The 23,087-nt window shown below is 45.1% G+C and carries 13 protein-coding genes; 6 read left to right on the forward strand and 7 right to left on the reverse strand.

Annotated features, from left to right (window positions below):
* Positions 1 to 27: 27 nt before the first annotated feature.
* From NC997_RS00320 to NC997_RS00335, 4 genes are all read left to right on the forward strand, one after another.
* A complete protein-coding gene (locus tag NC997_RS00320) occupies positions 28 to 1,485 on the forward strand; it encodes a heme peroxidase family protein (protein ID WP_190524256.1) in 1,458 nt (485 codons plus the stop codon).
* A 365-nt stretch (positions 1,486 to 1,850) separates the two neighbouring features.
* A complete protein-coding gene (locus NC997_RS00325; protein WP_190524259.1) occupies positions 1,851 to 3,308 on the forward strand; it encodes a sensor histidine kinase in 1,458 nt (485 codons plus the stop codon).
* Positions 3,301 to 3,747 (forward strand): response regulator, encoded by a 447-nt coding sequence (locus tag NC997_RS00330; RefSeq protein ID WP_190410245.1) that lies wholly within the window; start codon positions 3,301 to 3,303, stop codon positions 3,745 to 3,747. The genes NC997_RS00325 and NC997_RS00330 overlap by 8 nt, the downstream gene beginning before the upstream one ends.
* An 8-nt stretch (positions 3,748 to 3,755) precedes the next feature.
* Entirely contained in the window at positions 3,756 to 5,303 is a 1,548-nt protein-coding gene (locus NC997_RS00335; RefSeq protein WP_190524262.1) for an ATP-binding protein, read from the forward strand.
* Between the two features lie 107 nt (positions 5,304 to 5,410).
* Here NC997_RS00335 and NC997_RS00340 read toward each other — a convergent pair whose 3' ends face one another.
* The 4 genes from NC997_RS00340 to NC997_RS00355 all read right to left on the reverse strand — a co-directional run bounded on the left by NC997_RS00340 (position 5,411) and on the right by NC997_RS00355 (position 18,131).
* Positions 5,411 to 6,709, reverse strand: a complete 1,299-nt coding sequence (locus tag NC997_RS00340; RefSeq protein ID WP_190524264.1) for a response regulator — start codon at positions 6,707 to 6,709, stop codon at positions 5,411 to 5,413.
* A gap of 182 nt (positions 6,710 to 6,891) precedes the next feature.
* The gene (locus NC997_RS00345) at positions 6,892 to 8,703 is read right to left on the reverse strand and encodes a GGDEF domain-containing response regulator (protein WP_190524267.1); all 1,812 of its coding nucleotides are present in this window, start codon (positions 8,701 to 8,703) and stop codon (positions 6,892 to 6,894) included.
* 272 nt (positions 8,704 to 8,975) lie between these two features.
* Positions 8,976 to 13,682: an MHYT domain-containing protein gene (locus NC997_RS00350; protein ID WP_190524271.1), complete on the reverse strand. Its 4,707-nt coding sequence runs from the start codon at positions 13,680 to 13,682 to the stop codon at positions 8,976 to 8,978.
* Between the two features lie 720 nt (positions 13,683 to 14,402).
* The gene (locus NC997_RS00355; protein ID WP_190524274.1) at positions 14,403 to 18,131 is read right to left on the reverse strand and encodes a hydantoinase B/oxoprolinase family protein; all 3,729 of its coding nucleotides are present in this window, start codon (positions 18,129 to 18,131) and stop codon (positions 14,403 to 14,405) included.
* Positions 18,132 to 18,379: 248 nt separating this feature from the next.
* Here NC997_RS00355 and NC997_RS00360 point away from each other — a divergent pair, with 248 nt between their 5' ends.
* Both NC997_RS00360 and NC997_RS00365 read left to right on the forward strand, forming a co-directional pair.
* Complete coding sequence (locus NC997_RS00360; protein WP_190524277.1) at positions 18,380 to 19,309, forward strand: ribonuclease D; 930 nt, start codon at positions 18,380 to 18,382, stop codon at positions 19,307 to 19,309.
* A gap of 129 nt (positions 19,310 to 19,438) precedes the next feature.
* Complete coding sequence (locus NC997_RS00365) at positions 19,439 to 21,421, forward strand: alpha-amylase family glycosyl hydrolase (protein WP_190524280.1); 1,983 nt, start codon at positions 19,439 to 19,441, stop codon at positions 21,419 to 21,421.
* Positions 21,422 to 21,468: 47 nt separating this feature from the next.
* Here NC997_RS00365 and NC997_RS00370 read toward each other — a convergent pair whose 3' ends face one another.
* The 3 genes from NC997_RS00370 to NC997_RS00380 form a co-directional block, all read right to left on the reverse strand.
* A complete protein-coding gene (locus NC997_RS00370) occupies positions 21,469 to 22,041 on the reverse strand; it encodes a metalloregulator ArsR/SmtB family transcription factor (RefSeq protein ID WP_190524283.1) in 573 nt (190 codons plus the stop codon).
* A 73-nt stretch (positions 22,042 to 22,114) separates the two neighbouring features.
* Complete coding sequence (locus NC997_RS00375; RefSeq protein WP_190524287.1) at positions 22,115 to 22,954, reverse strand: M28 family peptidase; 840 nt, start codon at positions 22,952 to 22,954, stop codon at positions 22,115 to 22,117.
* Between the two features lie 13 nt (positions 22,955 to 22,967).
* Complete coding sequence (locus NC997_RS00380; RefSeq protein WP_199324082.1) at positions 22,968 to 23,030, reverse strand: DUF4351 domain-containing protein; 63 nt, start codon at positions 23,028 to 23,030, stop codon at positions 22,968 to 22,970.
* Positions 23,031 to 23,087 lie beyond the last annotated feature (57 nt).

The raw sequence follows: 23,087 nt of genomic DNA on the forward strand, positions 1-23,087 counted from the left end.
AACGGTAATCAACAAGGAGGAAACATAATGACTAGACACGGACAACTCTATCTAAGAGACCAAGTTCCACCTCGTTCCACTGCTTACGATCAAGGAAAATTTGGTCGGCTATTCCCGTCCTTACCTCCCTTTGCTAGCGACTCCAAATCAGTGCGCCAGAGGCTGATGGAGCTTGGGAAACCAGGCGGTTTGATGGATGCAAAAGACGATTTAAACGCAACAGACCCCGTACCTGGAAGTCCTAGCAACACCGATAACCCCAATATGACCGCAGGGTTCACTTTTTTGGGGCAGTTTCTAGATCATGATATGACCTTCGATTCCACCTCTAGCCTTGAGCGACAAAATGACCCGGAATCTATTGAAAATTTCCGAACGCCTTTCTTAGAGCTAGATAACGTTTATGGTTCGGGTCGTGCAGCCAGTCCTCACTTGTATGACAAAACAACGGGAGGCATCAAGTTCCTGATTGAGAAATTGGGTGGGGAAGGGTCGAAGGACGATCTCCCTCGAAATAGCCAAAATATGGCGCTCATCGGCGACCCAAGGAATGATGAGAACACGATTATTTCTCAGATGCAATTGGCATTTCTTAAATTCCACAATCATGTTGTGGATTACGTCATCGATAGTGGAATCAAAGATCCGAATGATGCATTCACCGAGGCACAGAAGCTAGTTCGCTGGCACTACCAGTGGATTATCGTGCATGAGTTCCTGCCCACAACCGTAGGACAGGATTTGGTGGATGACATTCTGAAAAAAGGTCGGCGGTTCTACAACTGGCGCAACCAGCCATTTATCCCAGTTGAGTTCTCGGTCGCTGCCTATCGCTTCGGTCACAGCCAAGTCAGACCGGGATACATCGCCAATCATGGCACTCAGGATATGCCAGAGTTTAGGGCACCAATTTTCAATTTCAGTTTAGACCCTAATCTTTGTGACCCGGATGACCTGCGCGGTGGGAAACGCGCACCCCGACGATTTGTTGACTGGGATACCTTCTTTGATTTCAAAAACGGAAAAGTCAAGCCCAACAAAAAGATCGATCCTAAACTCTCAAGTGCATTATTCACGCTGCCTTTTCCAGCACCCGGTTTGCCAGGACAAGAAGAGCCAATCCGGTCGCTGGCGCAGCGCAATCTGCTGCGTCACCTCACCTTCAGCTTGCCGTCTGGTCAGGATGTAGCCAGAGCGATGGAAATCGAGCCTCTGAGTCCATCCGATCTGCGCGACCTCAAAGATTTGGGATTCGACAAGCGAACACCCTTGTGGTTCTATATTTTGAAGGAAGCGGAGCTGAGAGCGCAAGGCAAGACACTGGGGCCTGTCGGCGGACGCATTGTTGCGGAGGTGTTCATCGGTCTGCTACAAGGCGATCGCAAATCCTATCTTCGGCAAGACCCCAAGTGGAAGCCGATTTTAGGGCAAAAGCACGACTTCAAGATGGTTGACTTGTTAAAGTTTGCGGGACTTGCTCCATAAGGAACGACTGAGTGCTGAACGGCTAATTTTTGGGTACGCGATCGCGCTTGTGCGTGCTGCCAATCTCTCACAAGCTACGCACGCAAGCAAAATCTATTCTCCACTAAGAGATAAGCGGTTGGATGAAAATCTGCCCGCTTTTTTTCTGTAGCAAGGTTTAGCGATTCGCGTCCGGCTTGTTCCCTAAGTGGGTGTTGTTCAAATGAATCTATCGACTGCTAGATTTTTTTTAGTTGTTTATAGTATTTCTAGGTCATCTTCATCTGCTCAAAGAGATTGAGCCTTCGTTGGGACGGAAACTCAGTCGCCCCCTATTCCCAGCGTTGCCAATTGCACTAGTCAATCGCTCGAAAGAAAAAACAGGCATGAAAGAACCATCAGAAAAAATGGTTAGCGGTGGATTTACTCTGGCGCTGCTTTTGTTGTTTGGCGTCGGTGTCACCTTCTCCTGGAGCGTCCAAAGGCTGCTGAGTAACTCTAGATGGGTAGATCACACTTATCAAGTCCGGGAAGAGATCGAGCATACCCTTTCGGGAATCAACAGTGCCGAAAAAGCAAGGCGAGGCTACATCATCACGGGAAAAGACACTTACCTGATCAATTACCGGCAGGGCATTCAAGAAAGTAACCGGGGCTTCACAACCCTTCGGACATTAACGGCTGATAACCCTCTCCAACAGCAGAGGCTCGCTCTCCTCGAACCTCTGATTGCCGAAAAACTGAAGGGGCTGCAAGAATCCATTGAGCTGCGACAGCGGAATTTAGGAGAAGACAGGAACGCTCAAATTGCCTTTACAGATAGGAACTCAGCGATATACGAAAAAATTAAAGAGCTACTGGCTGCAATGCAAAAAGAAGAGCAAATGTTATTGCAGCGTCGCGCAGCGGCAACAAATAGAAGCGTTCGTTATACCATTCTGGTTGTTTGTATTGGCGGTTTGTTGAGTTTCAGCCTACTGATTGCGATTTACTTTCTATTGCGAAAGCAAATTCGCGATCGCATCCTAGCAACCGAAAAACTTGCTCAGACAAACGCTGCTTTAGAAACTGAGATTGCGGAACGGTTAGAAGCAGAGCGCAAATTAGAGCAACTCACAACCAACTTGCAGCGCTCCAATCGAGAACTAGAGCAGTTTGCTTATGTAGCTTCCCATGATTTGCAAGAGCCATTACGGGCAGTGTCAGGTTATACCCAACTGTTAGTGCAGGAGTATCAAAACAGTCTGGATGAGTCTGCACAGGAATATATGGCTTATGTAATAGACGGTGCAACGCGGATGCAGCAGTTGATTCAAGACTTGCTTGCCTATTCCCGCGTCAGCACTCGCACTCAAGCATTTGTCTCCATTGATGGGGAGAAGGTGTTGCTTCAGGCGATAAACAATTTGCAAGTCGCGATCGCAGAAAGTAACGCCACCATCACCCACGACCCTCTGCCCCAAGTAAACGGTGACAAAACCCAATGGCTCCAGTTATTTCAAAATTTAATCGCCAACGCCATTAAGTTCCGCCGTGAGGAACCGCCCCAAGTTCACATTACAGCGGAGTTAAAAGATCGGGAATGGCTTTTTTCGGTACGTGATAATGGAATTGGTATCAAGCCACAGTATCTCGATCGCATTTTTGAGATATTCAAGCGTCTTCATACCCGTCGAGAGTTTCCTGGTACTGGCATTGGTCTGGCTATGTGTAAAAAAATTGTCGAGCGTCACGGTGGAAGCATCTGGGCCGAATCGCAACCAGGAGTAGGAACGACATTTTACTTTACCATTCCCCTCACGCCTGACCCTTCACTCTTAGAAGCCACGAACTCGCATGAATAGCCGCTATACCTTCCGATCCGTGGAAATTTTGCTGATTGAAGACTCTCCCAGCGATGCGAATTTAACCATCCGAGAATTTAAAAAAGCTAAGATTGCTAACAACCTGCACTGGGTTGAATATGGCGAGGCGGGAATGGAATTTCTGCGACAGGAAGGTGAATATGCCAATGCTCCACGTCCAGACCTGATTTTACTCGATCTCAATTTACCAGGGATGGATGGGCGAGAAGTCCTCATGGAAGTCAAATCAGACCCCGATCTTAAACGTATCCCAGTTGTCGTTCTCACCACCTCAGCCGATGAAGAGGATGTACTTAAGTCTTATAACCTCAGTGCCAACTGCTACGTAACGAAGCCGGTTGATATGCAGCAATTTATTCGGATTGTGCAATTGATCAATGATTTCTGGCTGGCAGCAGTAAGACTCCCACTAGAGTAACCCCAGTTATGTACAAAACGCCGATTCAAGTCCTCCTAGTGGAAGATAGCCCCAGCGATGCCAACTTGCTACGCCAACTGTTCTCGCGCTCAAATCAGGAGGGATGGCAATTAGTACACGTTGAGCGGCTGGGCGACGCAATTGAGGCTTGTAGCGCTGATTCCTGGGATGTTGCTTTATTGGATCTTTCTCTTCCTGACTCGGATGGATTGGACACAGTAGCACAATTCCGGATAGCTGCACCAGATATCCCCATTGTGGTGCTGACCGGGTTTGATGATGAGGAACTTGCCCTACAAGCGGTGGCAACAGGGGCACAGGATTATCTCGTCAAAAATCAAATTACAATGCAATTGCTAGTGCGGACGATCCGCTACGCCATTGAACGCGGACAAATTCTCAAGCAGCTGCACGAAAGCGAACGACGCTTCCGAGGGATTTTTGAGCAGACATTTCAATTAATGGGGTTGTTGACACCAGAAGGAAAGATCCTGGAAGTTAACCAAACAGTTCTTAACTTCAGCGGTCTTCAATTAGAAGATTATGTTGGTCACTTGATGTGGCAGACAAAATGTTGGAATTATTGCCAGGAAAGCCAGGATTGGTTGAAAAATGCGATCGCCTACGCCGCGAACGGTCATTTTGTCCGCCATGAGATCCAGGTACAGGGCGAATTGAATGTGATGCTGTGGATTGATTTTTCCTTAAAGCCCTTGACGGACGAAACGGGGAAAGTGGTGTTGCTGATTGTGGAAGGCAGAGATATTAGCGATCGCAAACTCGCAATGACAGAAATCCTCAAAGCCCTGGAACAGGAACGAGAACTCAACCAACTCAAATCAAACTTCGTTTCCATCGTTTCCCATGAGTTCCGCACTCCCATGACGACAATTCGGATGTCTGCGGAGTTACTTCGAGCCTACAATCAGAGCTTAACCGAACAGAAGAGAAATGAATACTTCGAGCGGATTGAAGGTGCCATCGGCAATATGCTCCACCTATTAGATGAGGTATTGATCTTGGGTCAAACTCAGGCAGGTGGACTTCAGTTTAAACCCGCACGACTCGATTTAGAAAAATTTTGCTGGGATCTCACAGCAACTTTACAAGCTTGTGCTACTAGACAGCACAACATTATCTTTACCTGTCAAGGGAAACGCCCCCAAGTTGAAATGGATGAAGTCTTGCTGCGGCATATCTTCACTAATTTACTTTCCAACGCGATTAAGTATTCGCCCCAAGGTGGCAATATCTACTTTGATTTAGTTTTCCAAAACGGAGAAGCTACTTTTCGCTTAAAAGATGAAGGAATTGGTATTCCTTTAAAAGATCAACAACGCCTGTTTGAAACCTTCCATCGCTGTAGCAATGTGGGACCAATTCAAGGAACCGGATTAGGTCTTTCCATTGCCAAAATGTGTGTAGATTTACATCGAGGAGAGATTCAAGTAGAAAGTGAAGTCGGTATTGGAACAACATTTATCGTCACGTTGCCATTCAATCAGCCGTCGGGACGGGTTCCTCCACAGGAACACCATTTACATCACCAATCTTAGGGAATTTGAAAAAATTTTGCTTGACATTTCGAGCCTCCACCCGAAGATAAATTGGAGACTAAAAAAGTTGCGCGTAGCGTCTCTTCCGCTTTCGGCTTCGTTTAAGCCTATGTGGTCTTAACAAGATGTACTGGAATTTCAATCGTAAACTCTGCACCCTGTCCGGGGAATGAATGACACGTCAGTTGACCTTTATGCTTTTCTACTATAATCTCATAAGTCGTCAATAACCCTAACCCGCTGCCTTGACCTATAGGCTTTGTCGTAAAAAATGGGTCGAATAAACGCGATCGCATTTCTTCAGCAATGCCAATTCCATTGTCTTTAATTCGGATAATTATCGTTTCCCAAGCACTAAACTCTGTACTAATCCAAATTGTTGGGCTGGAAGATTCAGAAAACTCTTGCCCAATCCTCAATTCTAGAGCATCAATAGCATTATTTAAAATATTAAGAAAGGCCTGATTTAGCTGGCTAGCATAACAATTAACTAAAGGTAAATCTTCATATTTTTTGATCACCTGAATCTCCGGGCGTTTCCCTTCTCCTCTAAGTCGATGCTGCAACAATAATAAAGTGCTATTCAATCCTTCATGGATGTCTACAGCTTTAATATCTGATTCATTAAGGCGGGAGAAAATGCGTAAAGCCAGGAGCATTGTGCAGATTCGCTCTACACCCGTTTGCATTGAGCCTACAAGGTTTTGAATATCTGAATTCAGAAAATCTAGATCGATTTCTTGAATTGCTTTCTGAATGGAAAGAGTAGGCTTTGGGTACTCTTGTTGATAGATACGAACCAGATTTAGCAAGTCTTGAATATATTTGCGTGCTGGATCGAGATTGCCAGAAATAAAGCCAATAGAATTATTGATTTCGTGAGCCATTCCTGCGGCTAATTGACCCAACCCAAGCATTTTTTCTTTTTGAACCAGTTGTGCTTGAGCCTTCTTGAGATCGCCTAAGGCTTGTTGAAGTTGTGAGTTCTGATTTTTCAACTGAGTTTGAAGGCTTTGAATTGTTAGTTGATTTTGAATTCTCGCCAAAACCTCCTCAATTTGAAAAGGCTTAGTAATATAGTCTACGCCCCCAACTTGAAAAGCTTTCAGTTTATCTAAAACATCATCCAAAGCACTTAAAAAAATCACAGGTACAGAGGAAGTTTCAGTATCTTCCTTTAACCTTTCGCAAACTTCATAACCATTCATGCCCGACATATTAATATCTAACAAGATTAGATCCGGCTGAAGTGTCTTAACTGCGGTTAAAGCCATTTGACCATTAATCGATTTACGAACGTTATATCCTTTATCTAACAGCAGGGAAGATAAAAAGCGAATATTGTCTGGTGTATCATCAACTATCAGAATATCGGCTTTGAAGGTATTTGCTAATTTGGAATCCATTGGGCTTTGAATTAAAAGAGTATCAAAATTGTTTACCTGCTTATTATCGCTGCATCCCAAGTAGTTAATATTCGTAAAAAATTAATTGTTATTTTAGCTTTATTAACTATCTTTTTTAGTTTGGCTTTAACTGAATAAACCTAGCTTTATTAACATAAACTACACTTTCACCCTAAATATTCTTACTGTGTATCCGATACAATTAAATTTGTGGCTTTTTTTCCTTCTACAGGTTTAGAAAACAGATATCCCTGTCCAAACTCACAATTTAAGTTTCTTAGCTGAGATAGCTGTTCGCCCGTCTCAATTCCTTCAGCAATTACACTCATATTTAGAGTTTGAGCAATCTTCATAATCGCCGGAATCAGTCCCAAACTATCTGTTTTTTCATCTAAATAACTAATAAAAGAACGGTCGATTTTGAGAGTATCAACCGGGAAATTATATAAATAACTCAGAGAAGAATACCCGGTACCAAAGTCATCAATACATAACTGAATCTTACGTTCTCGAAGTTGCTGCATAATCGCTTTTACAGATTGAGTATTATTCATCAGAACACTTTCTGTGATTTCTAACTTCAAGCTTTGAGGATTCAGTTGGGTTTCCGCGAGGATTTGGTCAATTTGCTCAATTAAATCTGGCTGAGCAAACTGCCGCGCTGAAAGATTGACACTCATAAATAGGGGATGATCGATCAGTTTTTCCTGATACCATTGCTGAAGCTGATAGCAAGCTTCCCGCAAAACCCAATTGCCAAGTTGGTTAATCAAACCTGTTTCTTCTGCTACAGGAATAAACAATCCAGGCGATACCATTCCTCGTTGAGAATGATCCCAGCGAACTAATGCTTCAAACCCAACAATTTTGCTGGTATCAAGGGCAATAATTGGCTGATAGTGGACAATGAATTCTTGTCGTTCGATGGCTCTACGCAAGTCATTTTCAAGCTGTAAAACTTGAATCACAGCATCGTGCATCTTTGGGTCAAAAATTTGGTATTGACCTTTTCCTAAGGTTTTGGCACGATACATTGCGATGTCTGCATCTCGCAATATATGTTCTGCTCGCTCATAATTAGGATTGCTCATAGCAATTCCAACACTAGCGTTGATGAAAATTTCCTGTTTATTTAGTTGAAACGGAGAAGCAAAAGATTGAAGTATTTGATCTGCGATTAGGAGTACACTGCTGATATTTCCAACGTCTGTCAAGATAATCGCAAATTCATCACCGCCCAACCGGGCCAAAGTATGATGTTGACTGAGTAATTTTTCTAGGCGGCGAGCTAAATTAATTAACAGTTCGTTACCGGCAAGATGACCGAGAGAATCATTGACTACTTTAAAGCGATCGCAATCAAGAAACAACACGGCAAACGCCTCTCCTGAATGTTCCTTGGTGCGTTTGAGAGCTTGTTCTAGACGCTCCATGAATAAAGCTCGATTGGGCAATCCTGTAAGATCGTCATAAAGTGCCATTTTTATGAGTTGTTCTTGAAGGAGCATCCGCTCGTTGATTTCCCGCCTCAGTTCTTGATTTGCTACTTCTAGCTGAAAAGTCCGCTCTTTAACTCGTTCTTCAAGTTGAGCATTTAGTTGTTGGTTTTGGATTTTTGCGGCTCTTAACTCTAGTTGATTCTGAACACGAGCTAAAACTTCTTCAAATTGAAAAGGTTTGGCAACATAATCTGCTCCGCCAACCGAAAAAGCTTTTACTTTATCAAAAGCCTCGCTGAGAGCGCTTAAGAAAATTACAGGAATTGCAGCAGTTTTTGGATCGGATTTCAGTTTTTCACAAACTTCATAACCATCCATACCAGGCATCATAATATCAAGCAAAATTAGATCGGGGATAACAGTTTGTATCGCTGTCAGTGCCATTTGCCCGCTTAATGCCTTGCGAATGGTATAGCCTTGCTTCATTAGCAGACCAGACAGAAAACGCAAGTTTTCAGGGGTGTCATCAACGATGAGAATATCTTCTTTTGCCATAACGAGGGAGAAATTATTTATTTCAATTCTTTTATCATCGATTTTGGAAAATTCGTTAGTTTAGAATATTATTTAAAAGTCATTTTTCTTCTATTTCCTGTTTGCAGTTAATGATAAAGGTTTAAAAAGTTTTGAACTAATTGATTGCAGCGTTAAATATTATTTAACCACTTATCTTAGACATTCTGCAATCATCTTCCACAGGTGTGAGAGTAGAGGAAGGCAATGGGAAAAAACCTATTTGCCATCCTGCAACAAAATTTTTCAATATCCTACTCCTGCTGGGAATGTGATAGAAGAGGCGAAAAATTGAGGGAGGTTTGCTGTGAGTTTTTACCAGGAAGCTGTGTTTCAGTTGATTGAATTAATTCCATAATTTGCTCAAACTGAAAATTTTCGACCAAATTGGTCAAAGCATTTATAACAAACGAATTTTCTGGGGGAATTTCCTGAAGGAGCTGAAGGAGCAAGAAATCGCTGCCTTGGGAAGCTGCATAGTGTAGCTGTTGTATCCATTCAGAGGGCATAGTGGAAATCTGAAGGGGGATGTCAGAATCGGAAGTCTCTGGTAAATTTTCCTTCCTGCTTTCGGTGGGTAATGCTTCCTCCTCATAGAGATATTGCACCCCTAGATATTTATTCATTTTAAAGAGTAGTTCCTCTTCTCGAAAAGGTTTACGCACGAAGTCATCGCATCCCGCTGACAAGATAATTTGTCTGTCTTCTTCAAAAACGCTGGCAGTTAGGGCAATAATTATGGTTGCCTCACCTTTTAAGGAAGCTCTAATTTTTTTGGTAGCTTCATAGCCGTTCATCACAGGCATCCGCATATCCATCCAGATTAGATGGGGTTCCCAACTCTCCCAAATTGCCACAGCTTCTTGACCATTTTCAGCTTCTTGCACCTCAAAGCCCAAGTAAGTAAGAAGCTTAACTAGGAGGAGACGATTTGTGGGCTTATCCTCCACAACTAGAACACGATAGATGGGTTGGTCAGGAGCTAAACCAATAACTTTTTTATAGATAGATTGGGATGTTTCAATCTCCATCTGCTCAACCAAACCTGCCTGAATGTCAAAGGTAAATTTGGCTCCCTGACCTGGATGACTACTGACTGCGATCGCTCCTCCCCCCATCAGTTGGACAAACTTTTGACTGATCGGTAAGCCCAAACCCGTGCCTTGACAGGACTTCAGCCCAACTGAGGTTTGTCCAAAAGCTTCAAATAACCGATCGAATTCATTCGGGTCAATACCGGGGCCAGTATCTTCCACTTCAAAGAGCAAGCGGATAAAAGGCACAGGTGAGGAGTCTGCTTGTTCCCCAACACTCCTGCTTTCCGCCTCTCCTTCCTCCCCTGTAACACGCAGGGTTACGCTCCCTTTGTCAGTAAATTTGATGGCATTACCGAGAAGGTTAATCAAGACCTGACGCAGCTTACTTTCGTCGGTTCTGACGTACTGGGGGACAGCAGCCGTGCATTCAAAGTTAAGCAAGAGTCCCTTGCTTGTGGCTTTGAGTTGTAGCATCTGTTCGAGACTATTGAGCAGACAATACAGGTCAAAGTCATTTTCATGTAGCGTGACTCGCCCTGCCTCGATTTTAGCCATCTCTAAAACATCGTTAATCAATGCCAGCAGATGATCGCCACTGCGACTGATGATCTCCAGGTATTTCTGATGTTCGGCAGATAGGGAGGTATCAAGGCTCATCAATTGGGTAAAACCAAGGATGGCATTGAGGGGTGTCCTTAGTTCGTGGCTCATATTGGCAAGAAATTCGCTTTTAGCACTGTTGGCAGCATCAGCGGCTTCCTTGGCGATCATCAATTCAATTGACTGCTGTTGAGTTCGCGCTAGCAATTCTGCCTGTTGGATCGCAACGCCTAACTGTGCCCCAATTTGAACAACCATCTTGATTTCTGCCTCTTGCCATTGGCGAGAACCGGAATTTTGGTAAGTTGCTAGCAAGCCCCACAGTTGATTGCTATGGAAAATCGGAACAATGATATAAGCTCGTGCTTGAAAGCGCTCCAACAGTTCTAGGTAACAAGCGTCAAATCCAGCTTGGTAGATGTCTGGGACACAACGATAACTGGTTCCTTGGCGATAAGTCCCGCCTTGATTTGCTTGCAAATAAGTATCTTGGATTGGCTCCTCTGCACTTCCCAAAGTTTTGCCAGCACAACCCACCTGGTTAACGGCAACCTTGGGCAGCTGAGATTGATGAATTTGTTCGGGAACTAGCAAATTCCAGCCTTCTGCTACCGACTCCGATACAAAATCCCCACTCCAGTCGGGATGGAAACGATAGAGACCAACGCGATCGCAATTAATCGCATGGCGTAATTCTTCAGTCGTAGCGCTAAAAATTTTGTCAATTTCTAAGGTTTGGCGCATTCGCTGAATCACGAAAGCGATCGCTTTTTCCCGTTCTGCACTCTCCCGTAATGCGGCTTGTGCTGCTTGACGTGCCTGAGTCACTGCAATGAATTCGTTGACTAATTTAAGCCAATTAATTTCTTCTTGACTCCAGATTTTGGAAGAGCTGATGGCATCCAAACCCATAAAACCGACAACCGTACCAGCGTAAAGCGTCGGAACGGCAAGCCGGGACTGGATACACTGAAGTTTCGTCAAGGTTGGTTCGGCGGTGACAGGTGGGCGTTCGGCAGGAAATTGAACCGTTTTGCCACTCAAAAGTTGGTTGTGAATCCAGTGATGATTTTCAACAGGTAAACCTTGAAACCGCTCGATCGCTGGCTGAATGCCAAAGCCGCACCACTCGTGGGTCATATTCCAGCCGTTTTGGCGATCGGAGTAATCAAACAGGTAAGTGCGATCGCACCCCAAAAACTCGCCAACGGCTTGCAGCGTGAAAGCGATCGCAGTATCTAAGTTTTCGTCAATCAGCATCCCAGAAATCCGGCTCAAGCAACTGTCCATCGCTGCTCGTTTTGTCAGCAATTCCTCCGCTAAGTTCCGCTCCAGCTCGGCTCCCGCTCTGGCAACAAAAATTTTCATAATCATTTCTTTGCCAGGATCGTGAGCCATTGGCTGCACATCCAACACCGCCAAATTGCCAATTGTATTGCCAGCCGAGTCTCTTAACGGAATTCCCCAGTAGCTTTGTGCGCCTAACTTCTCTAACGCTTGGAAGTCAGGAAAAAGTTCTTGTACCTCGGATGGATAAAAACCGCTCGTTCCCTTCAAGACGTTTTCGCAAGGACTACCCGCCAAGTCGTACTCGAAATTTTCGCCAAAGCCCTCACCCGTCCAGAATGCCAAAGTTCGCACTCTAGTTTCAGTATCATCTGCAAATTGACCGACTACAGCGTAGCGGACTCCCAAAACTTGGGCGAGATAGCGGACACAAGAGCGAAAGAACTCATTGCCAGTTGCAGAAGCTGTTCCCTCAACCATTAAGTGCAGTGCCTCTTCCCTCTGCTTGCGATCGGTAATATCAGTATGGGAACCTGCTATGCGATAGGCTGTGCCGGTTTCATCCCACAATGCCACGCCACGGGTAAGAATCCAGCGCCAGCTGCCGTCTTTATGGGATGCCCGAAACTCTACCTCGTAGTTGGGGATTTTCTTAGTTAAATAGGCAAGCATCACCGCTAACACTCGCTCTGAGTCTTCTGGGTGCAGAATTTGGTTGAAAGTATCGATGCTATTCGGAATTTCTAAGTCTTCATAGCCCAACATACTTTTCCAGCGAGGCGACAGATATACATAATTTGCTGGAATATTCCAATCCCAAATCCCGCCATTAACTCCTTCTACCGCTAAAGCAAATCGTTCTTCACTTTGGCGGAGTGCGGCTTCCGCTTGCTTTTGGTTCGTAATATTGCTGAGGGTACAAACAATTCGTTCTACACTCCCATCCTCTGCTAGTTGCGGGTCGGCATTTACTAGCAGCCATCGTTGATTATGGCTCTCAGGATGGTCGATTCTCACGACAATATTATGAATCGGTTGGCGCTGGGCAATGCTGGACTGCACGGGTAGCTCTGGCGTTGGGAAGGGTGTACCATCTTCTCGCTGCAACAGCCAATTTGCACCAAATACCTGATGCGATAAATCCTCTGAGTTGAGATTGAGCAGATTAATCGCAGCTTGATTGTAGGTGAGAATTTCGGCATTAGCATTGAGCAGTAATACTCCTACCTGCATTTCTCGGATCAGCATCCGAAAGCGGTTCTCACTTTCCTGTAACGCTTGCTGTCGAACTAACTGCGCTGTTAAACGCCGATCGAATAGAGAGGTTAATAGGGCTAGGCTCAAAATGAACAAGGTAGCAATCCCGATAGCGATCGCCAACCAAGACTGAGTGATGGGGGGAGACGGCTCTAGTGGAAAGACTTTGTGAGGAGTAAAGTGAGTCGCCCACATTCCCGTGTAGTGCATCCCACTGATGGCAATTCCCATCAGGAGAGCGCTGCCGAATTTCTGCCACAGCAGACCTTTTAAGGATTGCTCTTGTAGCCGAAATGCCAGCCAAAGCGCGGCAAAAGAAGCAATGATAGCGATCGCTACCGATAGGCTCACCAATCTCCAGTCATACTCAATCGTCGCCTGGACTTGCATGGCTGCCATCCCTGTGTAGTGCATCCATGCAATGGCAATTCCCATACAAACCCCGCCGCCGATGACCAGCGGGATTGAAACAGCGCGACTCAGCAGCCACAAAGCAATGCTTGAGGCAAGAATCGCGCACATCAAGGAGAACAGGGTGATCCACACATCATAATTGACAGACTGTGGCAGTTGGAAAGCCAGCATGGCAATGAAGTGCATTGACCAAATTCCAGTTCCCATTGCCCCTGCTCCACCCAGAAGCCAGCGCCATCGTCCCCGTTCCACAGCAGACCGCACTCGTCCGGCTAAGTCTAGGGCTGTATAAGAGGCAATTACCGCGATCGCAAAAGAAAGGATTACTAAACCTAGGTTATAAGTGCCAGCCATTGCGCTATGCATATCTTTTTCAATGTCGCGGATTTCTAAAAATCAATCGATATAAAAAAGTTTTTCAGCGAAAGGAATGCATTTGTGAATGGCTTCCTTAATCTCGCCCCACGAGTTTTTTTGAACTTACAAGTCCCGTTTCGATTCCTACCAACCCCCCCATAATGGCAGGCATAGCCTATCGCATTCGCGCTGCTACAAAACGGTAGAAAAAGGAGGGGAAATATAGTCAAAGTTCCCCTTGAAAAATGAGATTTAGGGGAACCTCCGTGTAAGTCGTATCGAATTAGGCCGCCGAAAGAAAGAACTTCCTCTGTGTTTAGACGAATCAGTAAACATTGCCCGAATCGGACAATTAAATTTTTTTGAGAATTTGCTTTAAAATCCGTAAGTTTGTACTTGATTTTTTTGATTTCATAAGATATTACTTCAACTAAAGCGTCGGATGGAGGCAGTATAAAGTTCTGTCAACTACCTAAACTAGCATTCTTTAATTAAATATGCCTTATTAAGAATCACTTACAGATAGGCGCTAACCTTATTGCTTTAAGCGATTCGTTTACAAGCCTTGCAAACAAAGGATTTCAGCAGTTTTCCCAATTTAAGCAAATAAATTACTAAGTATAATTCCCTACTTTTCCTACTTTTCCTACTTGCTGTTTGGGTCGAATATAATCATCTATCAAAGGTCAAGGGTTGCGATCGCGCTTTTATCATGTATCAATTATTAAGTTATAGATTCTTGGCAATTCCATAACCTCCACCTCCCGGTGTTTCGATAACAAATACATCGTCACGCTGCATTTCTACAACCGCTGTACTTCCTAATTCCTCTACACTTTTATCAGTACGCTGCACATAATTTTTCCCGACTGCACCCGCTTCACCACCATGCAAACCAAAGGGAGAAATGACGCGACGACTTGATAAAATTCCAGCAGTCATGGGTTCAAGAAAACGCAGGCGACGGATAACGCCATTCCCTCCATGATGATGCCCATTTCCGCCACTATTGGGACGAATCGCAAAACTTTCTAAAAGGATAGGAAATCGCCATTCCAATACTTCTGGGTCGGTAAGACGGGAGTTTGTCATGTGAGTTTGTACGGCGTCGGTGCCGTCGAAGTCAGCGCCAGCGCCGGAACCGCCACAGATGGTTTCGTAATATTGATAGCGATCGCTTCCAAAGGTGAAATTATTCATCGTTCCTTGGGAAGCTGCCATCACCCCCAGCGCCCCATACAAAGCATCGGTAATGTTTTGCGAAGTCTCTACATTTCCCGCCACCACAGCAGCAGGATAACGCGGATTTAACATACAGCCTTCGGGAATAATAATTTCCAAAGGTTTGAGACAACCCGCATTGAGGGGAATATTGTCATTCACTAAAGTGCGGAAGACATACAATACTGCTGCCTTGCACACGGCTGCTGGTGCGTTTAAATTACTCGGTTGCTGAGGAGAAGTGCCGGTAAAATCTATTTTGGCGCTGCGAGTCGATTTGTTAATGGTGATGGTAACTGCGATCGCGCTGCCATTATCCAGAGGACAGGTGAAACTGCCATCTTTGAGAACTTCGATAACCCGACGTACCGACTCTTCCGCATTGTCCTGTACAAAGCCCATATACGCTTGCACAGTCTCTAAACCATAATGCTCCATCATCTTGTGGAGTTCCTGCACGCCGCGTTCGTTCGCCGCAATTTGTGCTTGCAAATCTGCAATATTTTTACTGGGATTTCGGGCTGGATAAGCGCTGGATGCCAGCAGTTCCAGCAATTCTTTTTCTCGAAAATGTCCTCCCTCTCCTAGTTGGAAATTATCAAGTAGCACTCCTTCTTGTTCTACTGTGGTGCTGTTTGGAGGCATGGAACCTGGGGTAATCCCCCCAATATCTGCATGATGTCCCCGCGAGGCAACGTAGAAGAGGGGAAGCGTAGGAGGGGAGATTGTAACGCGATTTATTGCGTCTGGAGAGGAAGCAAATACAGGGGTAATTACAGTGATATCGGGTAGGTGCGTACCGCCGTTGTAGGGATTATTTGAGGCAAAGACATCTCCGGGTTGAATCGTGTCGCCACAGGCGTCAATTAAACTTTTGACGCTTTCACTCATGGAACCCAAATGTACGGGAATATGGGGGGCGTTGGCGACTAACTGCCCGTGTTGGTCAAAAATTGCACAGGAGAAATCTAAGCGTTCTTTGATGTTGACTGAGGAACTGGTATTTTGCAGAGTGATACCCATTTGTTCGGCGATCGCGCGAAACAAATTATTGAAAATCTCCAGCATCACCGGATCGGGACGATTTAAGATGCTGGATTCTGGATTTTGGATTGAGAATTGTAAATCTGCCGAACGCTGCAAAATCAGATGATTGCGATCGCTTAGCTGTGCTTGCCAACCGGGTTCAATGACATTCGTACCCGTCGCATCGGCAATGATAGCAGGGCTAGAAATCCAGTCTCCGGGTTGCAAATCCTCTCGCTTATACACTGGCGTCTCGTGCCACCGATCCGCCGCATACATCTGTACAGTTGCCACCGGCGAGGGAAGTTCATCACTGCGACGCTGAATGACTGCTTCCTCTACTCTCTCCGTCTTCGCCACCACCTCAACTGAAACTGCCTCTACAATCAGCCTTTTATCTTCCACAACAAAGCCGTAACGCTGCCGGTGCAACTCCTCAAACCACCCCCTCATCGCCGCCGTATCCCCAAAATCTACAATCAGCGCCGAATCAGTCCCCTCATACCGTAAATGCACCTTCCGAAAAACCTCAATCTCAACATCCTCCCTTCTCTCTTCTTCCTGTCTTTCCTCTGCGTCCTTGGCGTCGTGGCGGTTCGTTTCCTCCTCCCCCTCCCTTGCCAACTGGCTTAACATCCCCTCCAAACTCAGCACTAACTCCTCACTCAGATGCGCCTCCACCGCCCGTTCTCGCAGCACCCGCATATCTGCCAAACCCATACCATAAGCCGATAACACGCCAGCGTAGGGATGCAGAAACACCTGCTTCATCCCCAACGCATCGGCAATCAGACAAGCGTGTTGTCCCCCCGCGCCCCCAAAGCAGCACAAAGTATATTCCGAAACGTCATAACCGCGCTGGAGAGAGATTTTTTTAATTGCACTCGCCATTGTTTCAACTGCGATCGCGAGAAATCCAGCCGCCACTTGTTCCGGCGTCCGATTGTCCCCAATTTCTGCCGCCAGTTCACTAAACTTTTGCCGCACTACTTCTGCATCTAGCGGCAAATCTCCGTTCGATCCAAACAATTTCGGAAAAAACTCCGGTTGCAACTTGCCCACCATCACATTGCAATCTGTCACCGTCAGCGAACCGCCTTTTCCATAGGCAGCGGGACCCGGATTTGCCCCCGCTGATTCGGGTCCCACGCGATACCTCGCCCCATCGAAAAAGAGAATCGAACCGCCACCAGCAGCAACCGTATGAATTGCCATCATCGGCGTTCGCAGTCGTACCCCGGCAACTTCCGTTTCAAAGGTGCGTTCGTATTCGCCGTTATAGTGGGCGACATCCGTAGAAGTTCCGCCCATATCAAAGCTGATAATTTTGTCGAATCCCGCCATCAAGCTTGTCTGTACCGCGCCGACGATGCCCCCAGCAGGGCCAGATAGAATACTGTCTTTCCCTTGAAACTGTTGGGCATCAGTAAGTCCACCGTTGGACTGCATGAACATCAACTGGGGAGAGTTTTGAGTTGAAAATTCCGATTCCAAACTGGCTAGCTGACTGGCAACTCGATCTACATAACGCCGTAAAATAGGCGATAAATAAGCATCAACAACGGTAGTATCACCGCGACTCACCAACTTCATCAACGGGCTAACTTCGTGCGATACCGAGACTTGGGTAAATCCAATTTTCCGCGCTGCATCTGCTATTTGTTTCTCGTGTTCGGGATAGCGATAGCCGTGCATGAAGACAATGGCACAGGAGCGAATCCCGTCGTTGTACGCTTCTTGTAGAGATGCGATATATCCTGTTTCTACGGGGATTAATTCTTCGCCTTGGGCGCTGTAGCGTTCCTCGACCTCAATCACTCGCTCGTAGAGCATCTCTGGCAATACAATGTGACGGGCGAAGATATCGGGGCGATTTTGGTAGCCGATGCGAAGGGCATCTCGAAATCCCTGAGTAATGACCAGAAGAGTGCGATCGCCCTTGCGTTCCAGTAGCGCATTCGTCGCCACAGTGGTTCCCATCTTGACAACTGCAATCTGTTCCGATGGAATAGGTGCATCTGCCGCAATTCCCAAAATGTCCCGAATTCCCTGTATCGGCGCGTCAGTATACCGTTCGGGATTCTCCGACAGCAGCTTATGAATCACCAGTTGTCCATCCGGACGCCGCGCCACAATATCAGTAAACGTACCACCCCGATCGATCCAGAATTGCCAGCGGTTATTTACGTCGGAAGGTAGATTGGAATGCATAATAAAAAATAATTGCGCGATGTTGATGATAAAATCTTTCTAATTAATTCTTATTATAAATACCGTTGCTAGTTTGTCCGGTTTTAGTTTGAAAACATCCAACCTATTTTAATAAACATATTTTTTGATATAAAAATAGCTTTTGTAGCAGTAATATTTATAAATATTAATTGCTGTAACTTCTAAAAGTAAAATAAATAATCTAACCTTTTATTTAACTTTTATTTACAAAAAGGATGTTTTAGAGAATGCTTTACTTCACAGAAACAGAGAAAGCTAAAGTTCTAATTGATGAATATTCAAAACGCCAGCTTTTGTACTTAGATACGGAAGTTGCCGATTATAATACTCGCAAGCCTAAACTCTCTTTAATTCAAATATTAGATGACTTTACCGATGTAAGCGGAGATAGCGTTTGCATTTTAGATGTTTTAGATAATCCTGAAATTGCAGAAATCTTTATTAAAGAAATCATGGTTAATCCTGCAATTGAAAAGGTCTTCCACAATTCCAGCTACGATCTGAAGTTATTAGGTAAAACCAAAGCTAAAAATGTAAGTTGCACCTTAGAGATTGCCAAATCAATCCCTTACTATTTATTGCCAGTACCAAATTTACAATTGAGAACTCTGGCAGAAAATCTGTGCTATTTTCCCAATATAGACAAAACCGAACAAAGCAGCGATTGGGGACAGCGACCGCTGACAGAAAGTCAGCTACAGTATGCAAAAATGGACCCGATTTATCTGGCTCACGTGCATCAGCGGCTGTTGGAATTAACTCAATTGAGTAGTCCAGATCCAGAACAGGAAGATGTAACAGCTCTAGCCCAACGCTATCGAGAAATTGAGCAGGAATGGAAGTTGCTAGATACCGAAATTGACCACATCCAAAATAGGCTCAAAGCCGCAATGCAGGCACAGGAACTATCAGAGACGAAATATTTCCAATTATCCAGTTATGAGCGAACTACAAAAAAGATTCCGTTTAACCAGTTGGCAAGAATAGCGGAAATTCATGGAATTGATTTAGAGTTTCCGGTAACGCTAACCCAAAATCTTCAGAAGGACTTAGGAGAATTGGTCGCGGAACTTCCCGTGGAAGAAGAGAAAACTACTATCTGGCGGTTGAATCCCAAAGAGCAGGAAGATGAAGAGGATGATGGGATTCCATTTTAAAGAATATTCTGTTAATTCAAGTAACTATCTCTTTCTTCCAGTCTTGGGATTCACCTTTTATCTGGAATAGCAGTCTGTTCTCGTGTGTAAAAGCTCGTAGCTAACCTTCGTATTCAAGGGGTTTCTGTAATGCTTCCTGATTTATTGCATCGCAAACAGACACATTTCGTTTTGTGGCGTCCAGGAGATATTAAACCCCCTCCAACGCTTTACATCGGCGACTTCGCTGGAGATAATCCAAGCTCATTTGAAAATTTTCAAGAATTCGACTTAATCCAATCAACAGATTTTCCAGAACTTTGGGAAATACCAGCGGAAAACTGCAATTTAACAGACGGAGAGGTTTATTTTTACTGGTTTAAAGTCCGCGACACTGACGCCTACACCAACACCCATCGAATTCTCTACTGCACCGATCCTACCGCTTACACGGTGGATCGGCGTTTCTCTGCACCGAAAATCCTTTCAGAAGAGGGAATGTCCGACCTAGATCCAGCTAGCGTCATCCTCTACCGAGATAAAATGCTGGTTCCGTGCGATCCGAAGGGGCAAACAGCGGACTGGGAAGGAGATACGATAGAAAACCTACAACCGAATAATCGGCTAGTGATTTACGAGTTGCCCACTCGCTGGACTCGAATTCGTTCAACTGGGGGAATTCAAGAAGGAAACGGGACTTTTCGAGACGTAGTTTCTCTATTTGTGGAAGAAGCGATCGCACCTACTTTTTCCTCAGTCCGCGCCTTACAAAACCGCGCTCATCTGGTGGAATTAGGTGTCAATGCTTTGGAACTTTTACCGCCATCTGATAGCAATCAAACAGATAATTGGGGCTATGGTACGGCTAATTATTTTGCAGCCGATTATGACTTAGGTCGCCCGGACGGTCAAGAAGCACCCACGGCTTCCACCGATTTAATCAATCTCATCAAAGTTTGTCATCAACACGGCGTGCGCTTTTTTGTTGATGCGGTAATGGCTTTTTCTTACAACAATCCTTACCGCAACGTTAATTATCTAGAATTTTATATCAAGTTTAATAGTGGCGATCCAGAACAAGGAAATCGGGACGGATTTGGCGGTGATTTGTTTAAGTACAACTATTGGGTAGAAGGGTATCATCCGCTTGCAGGTACGCGATCGCGTTTTGTTCCTGCCCGCGAATATATGAAAGCCTACATCGCCCACTGGATGGATTACTATCGGGTAGATGGTTTGCGCCTCGATAGCGTTAACAATATCGGCAATTATGACTTTTTACAGGAATTCAAAGATTATGCGCGATCGCTTTGGCAGGAACGGGAAGGAAGCGGCGATAAATTTCTCGTAGTCGGTGAAGAATTAAGCGTACCGCTAGCTTTAATTTCACAGAATCGTCTCGATGGGTTGTGGAACGAAAAGTTTAAGCATATTATCCGTAGCGTCATTCTAGGACAAAATTCGTCTGATGAGCCTAGCTTTGAATGGAGCGTCCGCAAACTCATTGACTGTCGTAATTTAGGGTTTGCAGATGGTTCTCAAGCAGTTAATTATCTGACTTCCCATGATGTAGGAGGCTTTGGCAACGAACGCTTCTACAGCTACCTAAATAATAATCAAGTTTTTGATACAGAAAAGCGCATCAAGCTAGCATTTGTTTGTTTGCTCACTGCTGTCGGGATTCCGATGATTTTGGCAGGAGATGAATTCGCCGATCAAAATGACTTGCCAACTTCAGATGACCATAAAAAACAGGTTGATCCGGTCAACTACAGCCGTCTGACAGATGATTGGCGACAGCGTATTTTCAATTATGTTTGTAGATTAGTGAAGTTTCGGACTACTTCTGATGCTTTAGCCGTAAATGACACTCATTTTATCCATTCTGACTTCAATGAAGGCAAGCGAGTTATCGTTTGGCAGCGAGGCAAAGACGATCGATTAGTGATTGTGGTGGCGAATTTCTCCGAGTACGGGACTCCTCCAGGTTCTGAGTATAAAATACCTAATTGGCCTGCAACTCCGGCAGGTAAACAGTGGAAAGAGATCGCGCAAGATCGTATGGTTCCTGCTGAATGGGTAGGCAGAGAAGGCATCTTCCCGTGGGAAGCGAAGGTTTACGCGCTAGTTTAAACTTACTCACCCTCAGAGGTAGAGACACGGCAGTGTCGTGTCCCTACTTACTCAATACTGGTCTCTAAACGCCAATACACACCATTTTCCCGCTGCATCAGTTTAGAGGCTATCAACTCTCGTCGCAGAGTGGCGGAGTCAGGATGGTGGCGCTTGATGATTTCATTCACCTGAAGTTCTGGGTAATTAATCCCGATTTCAAATTGGTTTGCCAACCACTTGAGAATCACTTGGCGTTTTTTACGACTGGCAGGAATTTCTTTCAAGCGATTGCCTTCAAAAAAGTTTTTCAATACCTTGCTCTCCCATGCTTCCCCCTCTACATCTTGGACGAGAGAAGCCATGTTATCTGGGGTGAAAATCTCTTTGCTAAAGTTTTGCAGCGCCTCGCTATTGAGTCGATACAAGTGCGTATTGCCGTCAGGGCGCATATTCACCAAATTTAGTTCTTTCAGTTTACCCAAATGATGGGAGACAGTCGGCTCCTTCAGTTTCACAATCGCGGCTAATTCCTCGACGCTGCATTCCCGATTCGCCAGAATCCCCAAAATCTTTAATCGGCTTTCGTCAGCGAGAACCTTAAAGAAGCGTAGCAGGGTTTGAAATTCCGCTTTTTCCATCGTTTTACTTCTAATTAGATGCACATCTAATTAGAAGCTTATCTAATTAGTTTTGCGGTATGCAAGTCATCTTTCACAGATGGCTAATGCCGGAAGCCAAACCGCGACAGACGCCGGTCAGAAAGTCTAAATCCAGGGTTTCTATTGTGTCGCTCGGTTGATGGTAATGGGGATTTCGCATAAATGCTGTATCTGTCACCATCATTGCTTTATAGCCTAAATCCCAGAAGGGCGAATGATCGCTCAGTCGCGTTGAGCTGACGATTAAACCTTTATTCGGCACCGGCAACCATTCGCTTGGAACTCCAACTTTACGAATGTTGCGGCTAAGGTGAATTAGATCGGGAATGCTCGGCAAATTGCCAATCAAAGCAATGTAATCACCTCGATTCGGGTAAAAGCGTTCTAATCCGGCCGGATAGCGTTGCGAACCAGGGGCGGAGTTGCAATATCCCAGCATTTCTAAGGAAAGCATCAAACGAAGTGATTGTCCTTGTTGCTTTAAATCAGATGCATATTGCTGACTCCCTAGCATCCCGTATTCTTCCATATCAAAAGCAACCAATCGCACCGGGTATTTTGCAGGTTCTGCTGCGAAAATTCTCGCCAATTCCAATAGCGCGGCGACACCCGTGGCATTATCATCTGCGCCTGGGGTTCCAGGTGCAGCGTCATAATGTGCGCCAATAAGAATCGGTGGCTTCTGATTATTTGTCGCCGCTGGTAGATTCAGAATGAGATTCTGATGATTTTGACCGCGAATGCTGAACTCGTGGGTTTCTACAGTTCCCCATTGTTGCAGTTGTTCGCGGATGTAATGCTGTACGTAGAAATGCCCCGAACTGGCGAGATAAGGGTCGCGATCGCGTACTATCTGGGTGAGATGCGATCGCAAGTTTTCTTTTAAATCCAATTGTCTATTGCTCCTAAGTTTCTAACCAAGCGCTCAAATCATTTACAGAGGAGAAATCCAACAGCGCCTCGCCCAAATCTTCTTACTGGGGGAATGGATAATTGCTGAATTTTAGTTTGTAGTTCGGGAGCGA

Origin of the sequence: Trichocoleus sp. DQ-A2, assembly GCF_039961915.1 — a bacterium.
Classification (GTDB): domain Bacteria; phylum Cyanobacteriota; class Cyanobacteriia; order Cyanobacteriales; family FACHB-T130; genus FACHB-T130.

Bases quoted from the DNA above. Each gene is read 5' to 3' on its own strand.
- NC997_RS00370 (WP_190524283.1), bottom strand. From the start codon at position 22,041: ATGGAAAAAGCGGAATTTCAAACCCTGCTACGCTTCTTTAAGGTTCTC.
- NC997_RS00350 (WP_190524271.1), bottom strand. From the start codon at position 13,682: ATGCATAGCGCAATGGCTGGCACTTATAACCTAGGTTTAGTAATCCTT.
- NC997_RS00360 (WP_190524277.1), top strand. From the start codon at position 18,380: ATGCTTTACTTCACAGAAACAGAGAAAGCTAAAGTTCTAATTGATGAA.
- NC997_RS00345 (WP_190524267.1), bottom strand. From the start codon at position 8,703: ATGGCAAAAGAAGATATTCTCATCGTTGATGACACCCCTGAAAACTTG.
- NC997_RS00320 (WP_190524256.1), top strand. From the start codon at position 28: ATGACTAGACACGGACAACTCTATCTAAGAGACCAAGTTCCACCTCGT.
- NC997_RS00335 (WP_190524262.1), top strand. From the start codon at position 3,756: ATGTACAAAACGCCGATTCAAGTCCTCCTAGTGGAAGATAGCCCCAGC.
- NC997_RS00340 (WP_190524264.1), bottom strand. From the start codon at position 6,709: ATGGATTCCAAATTAGCAAATACCTTCAAAGCCGATATTCTGATAGTT.
- NC997_RS00365 (WP_190524280.1), top strand. From the start codon at position 19,439: ATGCTTCCTGATTTATTGCATCGCAAACAGACACATTTCGTTTTGTGG.
- NC997_RS00325 (WP_190524259.1), top strand. From the start codon at position 1,851: ATGAAAGAACCATCAGAAAAAATGGTTAGCGGTGGATTTACTCTGGCG.
- NC997_RS00355 (WP_190524274.1), bottom strand. From the start codon at position 18,131: ATGCATTCCAATCTACCTTCCGACGTAAATAACCGCTGGCAATTCTGG.
- NC997_RS00330 (WP_190410245.1), top strand. From the start codon at position 3,301: ATGAATAGCCGCTATACCTTCCGATCCGTGGAAATTTTGCTGATTGAA.